The following is a 15,902-nucleotide window of genomic DNA, read 5'->3' as shown; positions in this document are numbered from 1 at the left end:
TCATATTTCCTTTACTTTTATGCTATGTTTAAAAGTGGTGTTGAAAAAATTACGTAAATTAAGGGGAGACAAATTTCTTCCCTTAATTTACGTTTTTATAATTTTCCTATATTTTATAAAAACAAATATTATTTAAAGTCTTTAGTTTTATTCTTGTATTTGTTCAACTTCACCTTACTCAAATACACATTAAAAAAAAGGAGTACAAGATAAACTATCAGTATATCTATTATAAGCGTTAATATATCTAAACCCTCTGTCGAAAATAGTGTTTTATGGATTGGTGAATTATTAATAGTTAAAAACGATAATGGATAGCCAAAAAAAAATAAAAGAAAGAATATATTATATATGTATAGTATATTCTTTCTTTCATTATTTACTGACGGTAACTTATAATTAAATTATTTTTAACTTTTAAGTAGAAATATATGGAGTTTATGTAACGATGTTTATTGAATTGGTGGTAAGAAAATTATAAAAGACTATTTCGTCACTTTTACTTATAAATAATAATGATATACGTTTTTTGCGTCCGTTCATCATATAAAAAATCATACTATTTTTATTGTATTTTACATTTTTAATATCAGATAAATTTAATGCTTTTTTCTTAAATATTAAACCACAGTTTTCAATTATACTATCCTTTTTAAGGGTTAAAAAATCCTTATATAACATGTAGAAGTTAATACTGTTAACTATTGCACCAGCAAATGTTAGTATAATTATTGGTGCAACAATTATTAAAAAAGATGGATTTTTAGACAATATCATAATTTGAACAATACACATTACTGCAACTATTATCCATATGAAAGCAACAATTAAAATATTTGATGACATTTTTATTTTCATAAGCAGTTATCCCCCCCATTATGAAATGTGTTGTTTCTACTTAGTTAAATTTTTCTTACAATTGTGAAGCAACTATTATAAATATTGTACCATTATTTTACATGAAACTATATACTTTGGCTATGTTTAAGAATGATATTGATAAAATGACAATTTTTAAGGGAAGCCCAAAAATGGCTTCCTTTAATCCATATTTTAAGAAAGATGTGAATTAATATTATCATTGATTTAGATTAACTAATTCTATTTTTTTACTTCATAAAAGCCTTTATTAGGGGTAATAGTTAGTTTTGTATTTGCTAATATTTCTTTACTCGCACTATCTATGACTTCTAATCGTATATCAAAAGAACTTTTTATATCTACAACTTTATCATTTACAATAGCACTCCATAATACTGTTTCACCTTGATTTTTCACCTCTTTACCCAAATGAGCAAATTCGCTAATGAATTCCCCTTCATCAGTAATCCAATGATACTCCAACTTAGTGTATTTTTTCTTAGAATTAAAATTGGGTGTCATTTTAATTCCTCCACTTCCATAAGACATCATAGGAGTATATGAATTTTTGTCGGTAGATATTGTAACTGTGTCATTAATTTTTTTACATGCAACAAACATCATTATCAACACTAAGGTAACTCCTAATATTAAAAATAACTTTTTCGTTATTAACACCCCCATATAAAATTTATAACTTCCTTATATTTTAATCTCTTGTTATTAGTGTCCTTATCCAATTATAGAGCCTATTAATATAATTATTCAAATATTTAACATAATTATATATAAATTGCTTCCCTAATTTTAAAATCCTTTAATTTTGTATCCGAGTGAGTTGTATCTTATTACAAAATACAACCATTTTCAACATCTTTATTAAACATAGCCTATACTTTTATAAATATCTCCATAACTGATTTTAACCTGTTTTTTTAATTGTTTATTTTCTTCTTCCATTTTTTTCATCTTCCTTTTTAGACTTGCAATTATAGCGTCTTTATTATTTTCATCCATTGCTCTTTTAATCTGTGCGGGAGTATGTACTTGTACTTGTGCTTGTTGATGTCTTAATGTTTCAACTCTTTCTCTAATATCGGCATTATTGTACAAGGTTGCTTTTGTTAATCCTGCTTCCAGTGATACACTGTTAAAATTTATAGTCTTATTGATTTTTATTAGCTTTTGTATAGCTTCATCGAACTTCTTATGAGTATTAGCTTTTCTTTCAGCATGAAGCCGTTCCAAATGCTGTTTACGGTCATATTTAACCATTTATATCACCTTGTTTTGTTAGCCTTTCTAATTTACCATATACTATACTTCCATTGGCTATGGTATTATATATTTTTTGATATATTCCTCTAGAAGCTAATGCATATGCTTCATCAATAAATAGACCTAATGCCTCGTCAATCTTAGTTTTAGTTATTAGGGCTGTTTGTCCAACATAACCCGCTACAAGTCCACTTCTATCAGTTTCTACTAATTTTCTGCTTCTTAAAATTTCTAAATTATATAATACATCAGCAACAATTCTTGCCATAGTAGTTTTCCTGTTCCAGGATTTCCTTTGAAAATCATATGTAGACTTTGAGAAGCATCAACTAATAATCCTATCTTTTTTCTTTCATTTCGTATTTTTATTTGTGCTTGTAAACTTCGTATATAATTTTTAACTTGTTCCAAACCTCAAAATGTTAGCGAAATAGTAGCTTATGATAAATCAGTAAATCAGCTTTAGATTTTGCTAATTCTAGTTAAATTTAACAAGGTTATTAGCTAAGGCTCAACTCCGCAAAGACACTGAGTTCAGCCTATTATTAGATACTTCAGTAAAGTGTTAATTAAATTCTAATTAACTTTTACAGAATTTGTGCGGAAAGCCCACTCTCTTTAGGTGTGGGATGTATAGCCCTACTAAAATATACCATTAGACATGGTTATTTTAGTACGATATAATATACTTAGGTTTTGAAATGAGCCATATACTATCGTTAATGCGTCAATTGTGATGCTTGATAGTGAAATTCTTGGGGAAAATAATCAGTGATATTAACTTTCGAGTTAATATAGAAGTTATTTAGTACGCAAGAACCCCATTCCTTTAGGTGTGGGAGTTTCAGAAGATTCTAATTAATTATTGTTCAGTAAAAATACCTAATATTTGAGCATTTATGCATGCATTTAAAGATGTCATTGATAATCTTATAGAATTTTTAACATCAGATACTTGGGATTTTCTTGGAAAACCAAAACCAAATCCAAATCCAAATCCAGTGCCATCCACGTGGCAAATGGCAAGTTCTTATTTTTACCCATATTTACCTCACTATAAAATCATGCATTTTATTATTTAAAGCCTCATTTGACCTATTCTATCATGTTAACTTTGCTAAATTAGGCTAATATTGTCACATAGCAAAAATAAATAAAAAATTAACCATTTTTCTCAATGGGTTCACTTTTGAGGTGCAAAATCAATTTTCCCATAGTAAATCACACAAATATTATCAACTTAATTTGAGCGAAAATTAAAGCAAAAAATATCCTACATCTATTCCTATGATGTAGGATATTTTTTATTTGATTAATAAGAATTTTTTTCTTGTAAGATACATCCTTGCTTACAGATTAATTCAAACTATAAGAAAATGGTGAAATAATTTATTCTATTTAAATTTTTTCTGAAGGTTCTCTATATCTTCTTTATTATCAATCCATTCTTCAGAATATCCACATTCACAGCACAGATATCTTGTTACCTTTACTCCATTAAAGCCTAAAATTCCCCACGTAATATTGTTACCAGAGCCAAATGGTCCAAAGTTACCTGGTATCCTTATAATATTCTTTGAATTACATTTAGAACATGTTTTTGTGTTTTTCATATTACACCTCACTTTTTATTTGTTAATTTATCGTTATATCTATAAATTATTGTTAGTCGAGTAGGTAGGGAGCCTTACAGTTGTTTATGACGAACTTTGAATGTTACAAAGCAAAATCTGCTGAAAATAAAATATACGTTCCATATAAGAATTCATTTCTATTTATAAGTTATTTTTAACAAGGTTGAAATAATCATAAATCCATGTTTATTACAAACTTAATGAAAATTGTTTATTTCCTAATTCTTTAATTTTTCACTCAATAAATCAATCTGTTCCTTAGCTTCTTTTAATCCTAATCCTGTAGTTTGTCTGTACATTTTAATTGCTTTAATTTTTTTACCATCTATAACAAGACTTTTAATTTCATCATCAACAGATGTTTCAGGGACTCCAATTTGTTTAGCAATTTTTTCTAAAACCTTATTTGTGCGTTTGATATCATTTCGCAATTGATTAATGCCAGTTAATATACTCGAAAGTAACAATGCTCCTATAATTATCCATATAATATTATCATTCATATGTTGTTTCCCCCTAATTTTTAATAATAAACAACTTAACAATTAACTCATAATAAAATACTACTGTGTCCTTATTAAATTATATACAATATTAATACAATTTACAATATTTAGTATAATTATATATATATTGCTTTACTAATCTTAAAGATACCATTCGGATTAAACAAAATAAATTATATCCTCAATTTTAAATTTCTTGTTTGTTATTCCAAGCCTTTGTGCGGGAGTAAGAGCCTTTGAACATTTATATTTTGCTTTAAAGCCCAATAGTGAGCAATGGCAGTATATGTAGCATTGATATGAAAAGGTTAATACTAAAAGCTGTGAATTTAAAATTCGCAGCTTTTATTTTACATTCTTATCTAGTTGTGGTCTCCTCTAGTTATAATAACTAGTGTTTACCCTTTTTTTTCTTACTTAATTACCATCATTTACCCTTTAATAAATAAAGCAAGTTATCTGTTAAATCTTTCTTTCTCATCATAGAATGACGCGTGCCCACTGAATTCAAAAGGTATCCTCCTGTGGAGTGTCCTGCTAGTGTAAAATTCTTTAATTTAAGTGCATCTACAACACCTCGGACTACAACGACCCATTAAGCACTAATTTATATATAATATATTCTCCCAGTACAGTTTACCTCTGAATCTTCTTCATACTCTTGATAGTCAATGTATGCACCTTTAAGCTCTATAACATTTTCGCTTATATCGAATGCTTCTATACTTATTGTTTCTATTGCGTTATATTCATTAACGCAGGTAGCCAATGTCTCGTAAAAATCATCTTCTGAATTATATATAATTATTGTATTTAATATTCTAAATCTCGTTGCCCTTCTAACCAATTTATCATCATTTGAAACTTCCTCAAATCCAATTTTTTCTACTCCATTATTATTATTATTTTTGTTTTTAAATAAAAAACTCATTTTTATTACTCTCCCATCAACTTATTAATTTTTAACTTTTTGTTTATAATCTTTTTTATAAAAATATGGGTCACATTGTCCATCCTCGCCATGATAGCGCATATTAATTTTCATTCCTTTTGCTTATAAATTTTTTATTAGTCAGGGATTTTATTATTACAACCTCCATTAGAATTCCCCATTTCCATGTAAATCTACCTTATATTAAAACCATCACGCAGAGCTACATAGAGCTGATTTGAAAGACTTCCTATGTAATCACTCTTGGCTATAACAGAAAGCCATTCTTTAGGAATATTATCATAACCGTAATATATCCCAGCTAGCCCTCCCGCAACTGCTGCAACAGTATCCGTATCCTCACCAAGATTTACAGCCAAAAGAACGCAGTCCTTGTAATCTTTTGTATTCAACAAGCACCAAATAGCCGCTTCAAGTGTATCAACCACATATCCGCTGCTTTTGATATTTTTAACAGGAGTTTGGGCAAAGGTCTTATTATTGAGCCTTTTATAATATCGTACTTCATCTGCAAACTCATCATGTTTCTTGTAATATTCTAGTGCACTATCAATACCCATTTCCACCGCTATAGAAATATCCATATCTGCTATTAGCATATTGGCAACAGATATATAAATGCCACAGGCAATTAAGCTTCGTTTATGTGCATGCGTGAGCGCTGAAACATTGTGAATTATGTTCATGGCTTCATCATTATCAGTGATTTCTGTTCCATAAATAGACCTAAGATAAAATAAAATAGGCAGAATTCTCATAAGTGATCCATTGCCGTTATCATTATCCTCCAAGCCACCACAATCTAAAGGGGCTACCCCTCTTTCAAACCGCATCAATGCTTTTCTTGTTGCATTTCCTATATCAAAAACCTCTCCATAAGGAGTGTAGTCTCCAATGTTAATCCAATTCATAAAATTTGTCATTATTTCATTGTAATCAAGCCCCTTAGAAAGGCTATCTATAAGGCATAATGTCATGCTTGTATCATCAGACCATGTCCCCGCTTTCTGGTTATAAGTACCATAGGAGCGCATATCAATTACCGGGTTTTCTCTAAGGGTTTCTCTGTTTACAAATTCAACTGGCACACCTAAAGCGTCCGCAACACATGCTCCCATTATACTATTTAATATAAGGTTTTCCATTTTCTCTCCCCTTTCATTAAGCTTATTTACATTATTCAACAATTAACTTATAATCCCTTTTATTTCTTGTAAATTCCTTATAAATAAAAAGCCAGTAAGATTAGCACTTACTGTATTACGAAGCACTATTTTAAATTCTTAACTTAAATAGTAATACATTACTGCTTTAATACCCCTATTGTTTGTTCGATACTTTAACATAGAAAATAGCCACGCCTTGCAAACAATGCTGGCGTGGCTGTACTCTAATTAATGTATTCACATAAAATATCATTATTTATGATTTATTTATATATATTTATAAAATCAAAAAACTTCCCTAAGATAGAATTAATTATAAGTAGGTATCTACTCCATTCTCTTTGGATTCTTCATCATATGACATGGAGGCTTCATCGGATTCATCATCATATAGTATGGATGTTTCATTGACATCGAATTCATCATAATCATCATCATCATCATCATATGGTATTGATACTTCATTGCCATCGGATTCATCATCATGTTATATGGCATTGGACATTGTACCATATGCTTCATCATTGGCTGCTTCATCATTGGCTGCTGCGTCATTACAGGTTGCTGAATTGGTTCTACATTAAATTGTAATTTTACTGGTTCCATTTTTGGTTCTATTATTAATTGCACTTTTATCGGTTCAATTTTTAATAATCCCATTTTAGGATCAATATTAAGTTCCATATTGCCTGATTCCATCTTTGGTTGTATACTTAATTCTATATTTTGCGGTGCCATTTTAGGCTGTATATTTAATTCCATATTTTGCGGTGCCATTTTAGGTTGTATATTTAATTCCATATTTTGTGGTGCTATATTAGGTTGTATATTTAATTCCATATTTTGCGGTGCTATATTAGGTTGTATATTTAATTCCATATTTTGCGGTTGAATTTTAGGTTGTATTTTTAGTTCTTGTATAGGTTGTGGAATAGGCTGTGGAATTGGCTGTTGTTGTTTCGGTATATTTCTTTCTATCTCTGGATCCTCCATCCTATATCCCGTTTTATATGTCATCATTGGGTACATTATAGGATACTGAAAAGGTATAAAGTCTAAGTCTTCCATTTCATAATTTTTCATAACTATCCTCCAATTAAAGTTTCATCAATTTATAGTATGGGTATCCTTCAATTATGTTAAAGGATTATGATAAATAAATATACTTAAAAATTAATAACCTCAATGTAGTTACGCCCAAATTAGATATTTTATTAACTGACATAACTGTAGAAGCGATACCCATTAATCAAAAAACACAACCGCCTGCAAGTCCTCTTACAGGCGGTTGTGTATATGTATGTCTATAGACCTAGATTTTGATACAATTTAGCGAATTATCTAAGGAATTTTAGATTTTGATTCTGCGTTAACCCACATCATCCACATGCCCTTAGTCCTCCCATCTTTATATTTCACTAAGAATCTACTCCTTTAAACATTTATGAAATAGTGCAAGATTTTGTCCTAATGCAAAGGTTATTTTCTCAATATTATCCTCTTCAAGAGTAAGAGTCGACCCGTCTATCCATTCTAAAACCGTGGCATAACTTAATTTCAGATTTTATGCCTTCTAGTGTATGCTGTAGCCCAAATAAACCTTCAATGCTAGGTTTATGTATGCGTAATAAATAATGTTTATTGTATATCCTATCAATTACTTTGAAAGTTATATTTTCATTATGCCTAATAAATTGAATTTCCGGCTCTGAAATAGGATATACTGAAAGAATTTCTTTAGCAATAATATTATAATCCATGTTTTTCTCCTTTAAATATAAAATATGTTTTTACTCTTCTTTATATTCTAATATATCTCCGGGCTGACAATTTAGCACTTTGCATATGGCTTCAAGAGTATTAAAACGGACTCCTTTTACTTTTCCGGTTTTAAGCAAAGATAAATTAACTGTTGATATTCCAACTTTATCTGCAAGTTCATTTAAAGATATTTTTCTATCAACCATGACCCTATCCAATCTTATAATAATCGCCATTTCAATCACCTCATACTTTTGATTTGTTATCCTGTTTCAGTTTTAATTTTAAATATATTAATTTCCATATCTTTTGTGTAGCAGTTTCCTAAACTGCTACACATGACCTTGCTTAATAACATCACTTTTGGGAAATATAGATAAGAAATATACCCCAAAGGAACAGCAAAACACCAAGGATTCTTCCAAATATAAGGGCTTTTGTTGAATAGGTAATTTTGAAACCAAATAACTTGATCAACTTTATATAAATTTCGAAAATCCTATTTGGTATTAGCATCAAAAGAACGCTAACTAAAAAAAACAATATCATACAAATAACAAAAAATATTTGTTCATTTCCGTTCACAATAGTTACCTCCTGTATTAATTTTTATATTCAAGACATTTTTATTTCAATCATGACTATATCCCCTCTGACAATAATTTGCCTTTGCCTCACCTTATACTATTGAATTATTATCCTGTCGCAATTTTAATCCATAACTAAATATTTCTGAAATTCCTAAAACAAAAATACCACATACTACTGGCCAGAAAGGTATTGATGCATTAATATTTATCTTAATACCATTTAAACCGGAAATTGAAAAGTTTTGAAGAAACAAAAGTTTTAAAACCATGCCTGTAGCAAATATTATTATGGAATAAATGAAGAAGCCATAAGAAATCCGCTTTATTCTATAAACATTATCAATGATAAAAGGAGTATTATTTTCTGCAAATGATTCGAAAATTTTAAAAAACTGGTGTAGCGAATAAATCAAAAGAGCCCAAATTGTAATTCCATTAATTCCTATAGATATAAGTGCGGGTGTTACAGCTTGCTCAATCATTTTACTTTCTATATTCATTTTTAGTGCTGGTGCTGTAAATTCAAGTACTAAGTTCCCCAATGGAAGTGTGCCTAATAAATTTAAACAAATAAAAGTAAAAACACAAATTATTATAAGTACACCCATTACAAAAGTAAAATACCATATGGTTCTTATAACTTTTTTGTAAGTATTTACTTTAGACAAAATATCTTTTTGTGTGTTCATGGTAATAGCCCCCTTTTCATGTAATTAATTGAATAATTTAACAATAACATATAAATTTGTGAATTGCAATATATTTTTAATGTTTTACATTAAAAATATTATGTGTTATGATAATAATTTTTCTTATCTTTCTGAAAATATGAAAATCTCTATAGTAAAACTTTCAAAAAAAAAGCTATGAAAATGTATTTTTACATTTTCATAGCTTCTTTTCTATATATACATTATACCATAAAAATCCAAGTATTACCAGTCTGTGATTTAATTTTTTATTATGTTACACTCTAATAAATACCGCTTATAGGAGGTTTAGTTATGGATAATCATATTATTGAGAATGAAGTCAAACAACTTTTTTGCCATGAACTGTACAATTTCCAGGTGGAATGAGCAACAAAAATAGTTGAACACTTGATAACTGCTTTTGGCGAAGATGTTGTTAAATCAATTCAGGAAATCAATGTGAATTGGCAAGAACCGCTTAAAATGTATATGAAAAATACAGTTGCGATTATTGAAAAACTCAAAGAAGTGTATGGGGATAAAGTAATAGAAATTATTAAAGAATATACCGCAAATGATGCATTAAAGCGTGGTCAGGATATTTCTGCAAATAGAGGCGATACTTTAGATGATTTTTTAGAAATCTTTGGAAAAGGAAATCTTGTTTGTAAAAGTGAATCTGAAGCAATTCTAAGGCGTGAAGGGTGTTTAGTATCAAAGGTCGCAAGAGAACTGGGTGTTGAAAACATTATGTACTACCTTCACTGTTATGGAGATCCTTATTTAGTGAAAGGTATTAACCCAAATATTTCATGTAATCATAATAAAACATTCATGCAAGGTGATGATTGTTGTGAATACCACATAACTATGAAGGTCAATAAGGACTAATACTCGATCGGCTAAAGCTTTAAAAGGTAAATTCAAAGCAGACATACAATCTCTCCTTTATTTAGTTATTAGATAATTAGACAATTGTATAATTATATAATAACAGAATATTACATTTACTTGAAAAGGGCAACGGATTTTAAAAAAACCATCTGGAATTCAGATGGTTTTTACTGTACATAGTTTTATTTGATTTGAATATCAATTAAGTCTCTTGCATCCTCCAATAACATAGAAGGTACGTATATATCTATACCTGAAGTACCTGTAAAACCATAAATACCGTTAAGGCCATCGGTTTTTTTAAATGAGGGTATACCAAAAGCATTTAGTTTTGATTCAATTATTCTTGCTTCAAAATCATCACTAACTGATATAAGGAAAACCGGAGTATCATCTTCTATTATTTCTTCATCTTTTTCAGGTTCAAGCACTTCCACTAATTCACATCCACAGTCGCTACAACTTGTAAATCCCTCACGATACTCACATTTACATTTCGGACACCATGACATAGTAACATCTCCTTAAAATTTATTTTGTAAAATCTTATAAGTGTTTACTAAAGTATAGTTAATTCGAACTATCTCCTATAGGAAATAGACTTTTATTGGAAGTTTTTACTTTATTTCTAATTGTATTATATCATAGCTGTAGAAATAATGTTTATAATGCTATACGAATGTATACCGAAATGAATACAAAGTTTGGTGAAATAAATTCAAGGTTTGATGAAATAAATAATAAACTTGATAAAAAAGCTGACAAGTTAACCTTATTCATCGTCACTATTATTATATTGGTTAAAATACATATTATAGTATTTCCCTTTTTTATTTATAAGCTCCGCGTGGTTTCCCATCTCTATAATTTGTCCATCATCTATAACCATTATTTTATTTGCATCTCTTATAGTACTTAGTCTGTGAGCTATAATAAAACTAGTTCTTCCATGCATTAATTTAAGCATAGCTTCTTGTATTCTAAGTTCGGTTCTAGTATCAACACTACTGGTAGCCTCATCCAATATCAATATAGATGGATTTGTTAAAATTGCCCTGGCAATGGCCAAAAGTTGTCTTTGTCCTTGACTGAGATTACTTCCACTCTCAGAAAGTAGTGTTTCGTAACCCTTAGGAAGCCTTTTTATAAATTCATGTGCATTTGCCATTTTAGCTGCATTTTGTACTTCTATATCTGTTGCATCTAGGTTTCCATATTTTATATTTTCTTTTATAGTTCCTGTAAAAAGATATGTATCTTGAAGAACTATACCAAAACACCTTCTAAGGCTGTCTCTTGTATATTCCCTTATGTCTACCCCATCAATATATATTATTCCACTTGAAACATCATAAAATCTTGTAAGTAAATTTACAATTGTAGTCTTCCCTGCTCCTGTTGGTCCTACAAGTGCTACACTTTCGCCAATCTGGACTTCAAAATTAATATCTTTAAGAATGTTTACATCTTTTCTATATCCAAAATACACATTATTAAATTGAACATGCCCTTCGGATTCAACAATTTCTTTTGGCTCTTTTACATCTTCTGTTTCTTCCTCCGCGTCCAGTATTTCAAATACTCTTTCAGCTCCTGCCACAGCGGATTGCAGTGTATTAAATATATTTGCCAAGTTATTAAGTGGTCTTACGAATTGCCTTGAATAACTTAAAAAGCTGGCAATTACACCTACTGTAATCATACTTTCTACTGCTAGAATTCCACCTACTCCAGCTACTGCTGCAAACCCAATGTTATTTATGACATTCATAATCGGCATTAGAAATCCAGAATATATTTGAGCTTTGAGTCCCACCGCGCATAATCTTTCATTTATTTCATCAAATTCACTTACTGTTTTAGCTTCATGGTTAAAAGCTTTTATTATATAATTTCCAGAGATAGTTTCTTCAATCAGTCCATTAAGCTTTCCAAGTTCCATTTGCTGAGCTTTAAAAAGCCTACCTGTCTTTTTTGCAATGGAGCCAGTTAACAAAAATACCAGTGGTACTGTAATTAAACTTGCCACAGTTAATATAGGACTTAAAATTATCATCATAATAAATGACCCTACTATAGTTATAACTCCTGACATAAGCGCAATAACAGATTGAGAAATAGTAGAACTAACATTATCAATATCATTTGACAATCTACTCATAATATCTCCATGACTGTTTGTATCAAAAAATGCCATTGGGAGCTTTTGGAGCTTTAAAAACAAATTATTTCTCATAGTCTTAACTATTCTTTGACTGGAACTTGCCATGGCAAATCCTTGGAATAGATTTATAGCTGCATCCGCTAAATAGGATATTAATAGTGCAATTACAATTATGCTCAAAAGATTAAAATCTACTTTTCCACTTTTAATTGTCATGGTATTCACTGCGCGCCCTATTAGATATGGTCCCATAAGTACTATTGCAGAATCTATTATTATAAAAATAAATATTATTATTAATGTTTTTCTTTCAGCTCCAAAATAGCTCCACAGTCTTCTAACAGTTTTTACGAAAGTTTTAGGTTTTACTACAGGTGCCATATTTCTTCTTCCAAAGCCACCACCTGTAGTTGGCATATTAACACTATTATTTTTATCCTTATATTTATTATCAGTCATCTACAGCATCTCCTTTCCAATTTGAGAAAGGAAGATATCATTGTAAATAGCACAACTCTTTAAAAGCTGCGCGTGGCTTCCAATACCTTTAATTTCCCCGTTATCTAATACTATTATTTTGTCAGCTCCCATTACAGAAGTTATTCTATGTGCTATTATAATGCAAGTTAAATCCTTAGCATATTTTTTTAAGCTCTTCCTTATTTTCACCTCTGTATCTGTATCCACAGCGCTGGTTGCATCGTCAAGTATTAGAATTTCAGCCTTTTTCACTAATGCTCTTGCTATAGCTATACGCTGCTTTTGCCCCCCGGAAAAATTAACACCGCCCTGTCCAATTTTGGCATTATAACCTTCTGGATGTCTATCAATAAATTCATGTGCATCAGCCACTATAGACGCCGCTTTAATTTCTTCAAAACTTGCCTTTTCACTCCCCCATTTTATATTCCCTAGTATTGTGCCTGAAAACAGCATTGCCTTTTGTGGTACTACTGCAATCTTCTCCCTTAATGACTTTATATCTAACTCTTTAATATTAACACCATTAACTTTTATTTCTCCACTTAAAGTATCATAGAATCTTGGAATTAAATTCACAAGAGTACTTTTACCTGAACCTGTTGATCCTATTATTCCAACAGTTTCTCCCTGAAGGCAGGTAAATGATATATCCTTTAATATGGGCTCCTTATCTTTATTATATGAAAAAAACACATGTTCAAAGTCAACTCTTCCTTTGCACTTAGAATTTTCCATAATTTCCTTTCCATTAATCATGCTATCCTCTTCTGAAAACACTTCACTAATACGTTGAGAAGATGCTTTAGCGCGTACAAACATTGTAAAAACATTAGTTACCATCATAAGTGAAAATAATATTTGTGTCATATAATTTGTAAATGCAATTATTTGTCCCACATGCATATTACCTTTGTTTACATTTATGCCGCCTATCCAAATCACGAGTACTATTCCAATATTTACTACTAGTCCAATAATTGGGGTAAAAGCAGCTGTTACTTTCATAGCTGCTGTTGAAGACTGAGTAAGTTGTATATTCTTCTTTTGGAACCTATCTATTTCATAATCAAATCGATTAAAAGCTTTAACTACTGTTACTCCTGATAAATACTCTCGCATAACTCTATTTACACTATCCAGTGATTTCTGTACCTTAATAAAATAAGGATATCCAAGCTTCATATTGCCAAATATAAGAATAGCTACAACTGGTACAATAGCAAACAAAATTATAGATAGCCGTAAGTTAAGTCTCACAGCCATTATAATACTTCCAATCCCTACAATAGGTGCTTTAACTAATATCCTCATAAGTCCATTTACAAAATTTTGGACCTGTGTTACATCATTTGTAAGCCTTGTTACTAGAGTAGCCCCTTCAAATTTATCAACATTTTCAAAAGAAAACCCTTGAATTTTCTTAAACAAATCAGATCTCATTTCTGTGCCAAATTTTTGTGAAACATTGCTGGCCACAACATTACGAATAGATGCAGCTATTGCTCCAAATCCAGCAATAATGAGCATAATAATGCCCATTTTAATTACATAATTTAAGTCATTATTTGCAACTCCCACATCCACAATTTTAGACATTATTGTTGGTTGCAACAAATCACAAAATGCTTCTAGTGTTACAAAGAACACTGCAGTAAAAAATCCCATACTATACTTACGAGCATATACTTTAAAATACCCCAAAGTTGATTCCCCCTAATGGTGCCACCCACGTGGCAAGTGGCATGTTGTTATTCACAATCATATTTATTTTGCTTGATAAATTTTCATTTTACTATTTAAATTCTTCTTAAACTCATTTTATCACATTAGCTTTTTTTACAAAAGCATTAGGAACATAACTAGGTATTAGTGAATATATTGACTTTATCAATCTTTAAAAGTGCATAGGATATAGTATATTATTACTTACGGAGGCGGTCATTATAAAAAGACTTATAATTATATTAATTCCTTCTCTAATCATATTAATCTTAATATTATATAGTTCAAAAGTAGAAATAAAAACTCTTAAAACTTCTCATAATTATGAGATTAATATAAATAAACAATTAGAGGTTGCCATCAAAGGTCCTAAGTCATCAATAATTAAGTCAGACTCAAAAGTAAATGCTTTGAATAATTCTATTGATATATTGGTAGTGAGTACTAAGACTATAACTAATAACCTAATCAAGCCAGGCGAAAAGGAAGTATATCTTACATTCGATGATGGTCCTTCCCAGAATACTTCTAAAGTGTTAAAAATTTTAAAAGATATTGATATTAATGCAACATTTTTCGTTAATGGACACCCTGGATATGAAGATGTATACAAACAAATTATAAGTCAAGGAAATGTTATAGGAAATCATACTTATTCACATGATTACAAAACAGAATATTCATCTATCCTTAGCTATAATCAAGACGTAGATAAATTAAATTCTTATTTAGAAGGTATTGGGATCCCAAAGCCTACTCTTATGAGATTTCCTGGTGGATCAAACAATACAATAAGTAATAACTATGGTGGCAAAGATATAATGAACCAATTAATAAAGGAAGCAATACGAAAAGGCTACCAATATATTGATTGGAATGTTTGTTCGGGAGATTCAGACAAAACAACAGAAAGTAAAGATGTTATTATAGATAATGTTATGAGAGGGGTTAAGGGTATGAAGTTTATTGTAATCTTACTTCACGATTCAAAACCAAAGACAACTACCGCCGAGGCTTTGCCTATAATAATTAAAAACTTAAAAGAACAAGGATATGTGTTTAAGACCTTATCAATCAACAGTCCTGTTATCCACTTTAAATAGAACATATTAATAAATGATATGAATAACCATTAAAGCGAAGTCTCCCCCTTTACTTCAATACTAAAAGCTGTGAATTTAAAATTCACAGCTTTTTCA

General features: G+C 29.9%; 18 protein-coding genes and 1 pseudogene. 3 read left to right on the top strand and 16 right to left on the bottom strand.

What is annotated here, in order from left to right; all coding sequences use genetic code 11:
* Window positions 1-438: 438 nt before the first annotated feature.
* The 4 genes from G9F72_RS10655 to G9F72_RS10640 all read right to left on the bottom strand — a co-directional run bounded on the left by G9F72_RS10655 (window position 439) and on the right by G9F72_RS10640 (window position 2,407).
* The gene (locus G9F72_RS10655) at window positions 439-858 is read right to left on the bottom strand and encodes a hypothetical protein (protein ID WP_164956398.1); all 420 of its coding nucleotides are present in this window, start codon (window positions 856-858) and stop codon (window positions 439-441) included.
* A 243-nt stretch (window positions 859-1,101) separates the two neighbouring features.
* Window positions 1,102-1,494: a hypothetical protein gene (locus G9F72_RS10650; RefSeq protein ID WP_164956397.1), complete on the bottom strand. Its 393-nt coding sequence runs from the start codon at window positions 1,492-1,494 to the stop codon at window positions 1,102-1,104.
* A 246-nt stretch (window positions 1,495-1,740) separates the two neighbouring features.
* A complete protein-coding gene (locus G9F72_RS10645) occupies window positions 1,741-2,136 on the bottom strand; it encodes a DUF6262 family protein (RefSeq protein WP_164956396.1) in 396 nt (131 codons plus the stop codon).
* Window positions 2,129-2,407, bottom strand: a complete 279-nt coding sequence (locus G9F72_RS10640) for a hypothetical protein (protein ID WP_164956395.1) — start codon at window positions 2,405-2,407, stop codon at window positions 2,129-2,131. The genes G9F72_RS10645 and G9F72_RS10640 overlap by 8 nt, the downstream gene beginning before the upstream one ends.
* Window positions 2,408-3,038: 631 nt before the next feature.
* Between G9F72_RS10640 and G9F72_RS10635 the strand changes: the two genes are divergently transcribed.
* The gene (locus G9F72_RS10635) at window positions 3,039-3,221 is read left to right on the top strand and encodes a hypothetical protein (RefSeq protein ID WP_164956394.1); all 183 of its coding nucleotides are present in this window, start codon (window positions 3,039-3,041) and stop codon (window positions 3,219-3,221) included.
* 312 nt (window positions 3,222-3,533) lie between these two features.
* On the opposite strand, the gene G9F72_RS10630 is transcribed toward G9F72_RS10635, so the two are convergent.
* From G9F72_RS10630 to G9F72_RS10595, 9 genes and pseudogenes are all read right to left on the bottom strand, one after another.
* A complete protein-coding gene (locus G9F72_RS10630; RefSeq protein ID WP_164956393.1) occupies window positions 3,534-3,752 on the bottom strand; it encodes a hypothetical protein in 219 nt (72 codons plus the stop codon).
* A 239-nt stretch (window positions 3,753-3,991) separates the two neighbouring features.
* Complete coding sequence (locus G9F72_RS10625; RefSeq protein ID WP_164956392.1) at window positions 3,992-4,276, bottom strand: ribosomal protein L7/L12; 285 nt, start codon at window positions 4,274-4,276, stop codon at window positions 3,992-3,994.
* A 490-nt stretch (window positions 4,277-4,766) separates the two neighbouring features.
* Window positions 4,767-4,862, bottom strand: a pseudogene (locus G9F72_RS27585) (alpha/beta hydrolase); the annotation flags it as partial.
* A 24-nt stretch (window positions 4,863-4,886) separates the two neighbouring features.
* Window positions 4,887-5,210, bottom strand: a complete 324-nt coding sequence (locus G9F72_RS10620) for a hypothetical protein (RefSeq protein WP_164956391.1) — start codon at window positions 5,208-5,210, stop codon at window positions 4,887-4,889.
* A 194-nt stretch (window positions 5,211-5,404) separates the two neighbouring features.
* Window positions 5,405-6,376 carry an ADP-ribosylglycohydrolase family protein gene (locus tag G9F72_RS10615; RefSeq protein ID WP_164956390.1) on the bottom strand — a complete coding sequence of 324 codons (972 nt, stop codon included), beginning with the start codon at window positions 6,374-6,376 and terminating at the stop codon, window positions 5,405-5,407.
* Between the two features lie 348 nt (window positions 6,377-6,724).
* A complete protein-coding gene (locus tag G9F72_RS10610) occupies window positions 6,725-7,480 on the bottom strand; it encodes a hypothetical protein (protein WP_164956389.1) in 756 nt (251 codons plus the stop codon).
* 419 nt (window positions 7,481-7,899) lie between these two features.
* A complete protein-coding gene (locus G9F72_RS10605) occupies window positions 7,900-8,157 on the bottom strand; it encodes a hypothetical protein (protein WP_164956388.1) in 258 nt (85 codons plus the stop codon).
* 30 nt (window positions 8,158-8,187) lie between these two features.
* Window positions 8,188-8,394 carry a helix-turn-helix domain-containing protein gene (locus tag G9F72_RS10600; RefSeq protein ID WP_164956387.1) on the bottom strand — a complete coding sequence of 69 codons (207 nt, stop codon included), beginning with the start codon at window positions 8,392-8,394 and terminating at the stop codon, window positions 8,188-8,190.
* A 443-nt stretch (window positions 8,395-8,837) separates the two neighbouring features.
* Window positions 8,838-9,437 (bottom strand): DUF2975 domain-containing protein, encoded by a 600-nt coding sequence (locus G9F72_RS10595; protein WP_164956386.1) that lies wholly within the window; start codon window positions 9,435-9,437, stop codon window positions 8,838-8,840.
* Between the two features lie 411 nt (window positions 9,438-9,848).
* On the opposite strand from G9F72_RS10595, the gene G9F72_RS10590 reads away from it, so the two are divergent.
* Complete coding sequence (locus G9F72_RS10590; RefSeq protein WP_164956385.1) at window positions 9,849-10,331, top strand: L-2-amino-thiazoline-4-carboxylic acid hydrolase; 483 nt, start codon at window positions 9,849-9,851, stop codon at window positions 10,329-10,331.
* Window positions 10,332-10,516: 185 nt separating this feature from the next.
* On the opposite strand, the gene G9F72_RS10585 is transcribed toward G9F72_RS10590, so the two are convergent.
* From G9F72_RS10585 to G9F72_RS10575, 3 genes are all read right to left on the bottom strand, one after another.
* A complete protein-coding gene (locus G9F72_RS10585) occupies window positions 10,517-10,846 on the bottom strand; it encodes a hypothetical protein (protein WP_164956384.1) in 330 nt (109 codons plus the stop codon).
* 260 nt (window positions 10,847-11,106) lie between these two features.
* The gene (locus G9F72_RS10580) at window positions 11,107-12,957 is read right to left on the bottom strand and encodes an ABC transporter ATP-binding protein (protein WP_164956383.1); all 1,851 of its coding nucleotides are present in this window, start codon (window positions 12,955-12,957) and stop codon (window positions 11,107-11,109) included.
* Window positions 12,958-14,646, bottom strand: a complete 1,689-nt coding sequence (locus tag G9F72_RS10575) for an ABC transporter ATP-binding protein (protein WP_164956445.1) — start codon at window positions 14,644-14,646, stop codon at window positions 12,958-12,960. It abuts the gene before it with no gap.
* 467 nt (window positions 14,647-15,113) lie between these two features.
* Between G9F72_RS10575 and G9F72_RS10570 the strand changes: the two genes are divergently transcribed.
* Entirely contained in the window at window positions 15,114-15,806 is a 693-nt protein-coding gene (locus G9F72_RS10570; RefSeq protein WP_164956382.1) for a polysaccharide deacetylase family protein, read from the top strand.
* Window positions 15,807-15,902 lie beyond the last annotated feature (96 nt).

This window comes from Clostridium estertheticum (assembly GCF_011065935.2).
GTDB classification, from domain to species: domain Bacteria; phylum Bacillota; class Clostridia; order Clostridiales; family Clostridiaceae; genus Clostridium_AD; species Clostridium_AD estertheticum_A.
This window is presented reverse-complemented; position numbering and strand designations above follow the sequence as displayed.

Bases quoted from the DNA above. Each gene is read 5' to 3' on its own strand.
- G9F72_RS10655 (WP_164956398.1), bottom strand. From the start codon at position 858: ATGAAAATAAAAATGTCATCAAATATTTTAATTGTTGCTTTCATATGG.
- G9F72_RS10645 (WP_164956396.1), bottom strand. From the start codon at position 2,136: ATGGTTAAATATGACCGTAAACAGCATTTGGAACGGCTTCATGCTGAA.
- G9F72_RS10640 (WP_164956395.1), bottom strand. From the start codon at position 2,407: ATGGCAAGAATTGTTGCTGATGTATTATATAATTTAGAAATTTTAAGA.
- G9F72_RS10635 (WP_164956394.1), top strand. From the start codon at position 3,039: ATGCATGCATTTAAAGATGTCATTGATAATCTTATAGAATTTTTAACA.
- G9F72_RS10630 (WP_164956393.1), bottom strand. From the start codon at position 3,752: ATGAAAAACACAAAAACATGTTCTAAATGTAATTCAAAGAATATTATA.
- G9F72_RS10625 (WP_164956392.1), bottom strand. From the start codon at position 4,276: ATGAATGATAATATTATATGGATAATTATAGGAGCATTGTTACTTTCG.
- G9F72_RS10620 (WP_164956391.1), bottom strand. From the start codon at position 5,210: ATGAGTTTTTTATTTAAAAACAAAAATAATAATAATAATGGAGTAGAA.
- G9F72_RS10615 (WP_164956390.1), bottom strand. From the start codon at position 6,376: ATGGAAAACCTTATATTAAATAGTATAATGGGAGCATGTGTTGCGGAC.
- G9F72_RS10610 (WP_164956389.1), bottom strand. From the start codon at position 7,480: ATGAAAAATTATGAAATGGAAGACTTAGACTTTATACCTTTTCAGTAT.
- G9F72_RS10605 (WP_164956388.1), bottom strand. From the start codon at position 8,157: ATGGATTATAATATTATTGCTAAAGAAATTCTTTCAGTATATCCTATT.
- G9F72_RS10600 (WP_164956387.1), bottom strand. From the start codon at position 8,394: ATGGCGATTATTATAAGATTGGATAGGGTCATGGTTGATAGAAAAATA.
- G9F72_RS10595 (WP_164956386.1), bottom strand. From the start codon at position 9,437: ATGAACACACAAAAAGATATTTTGTCTAAAGTAAATACTTACAAAAAA.
- G9F72_RS10585 (WP_164956384.1), bottom strand. From the start codon at position 10,846: ATGTCATGGTGTCCGAAATGTAAATGTGAGTATCGTGAGGGATTTACA.
- G9F72_RS10580 (WP_164956383.1), bottom strand. From the start codon at position 12,957: ATGACTGATAATAAATATAAGGATAAAAATAATAGTGTTAATATGCCA.
- G9F72_RS10575 (WP_164956445.1), bottom strand. From the start codon at position 14,646: ATGGGATTTTTTACTGCAGTGTTCTTTGTAACACTAGAAGCATTTTGT.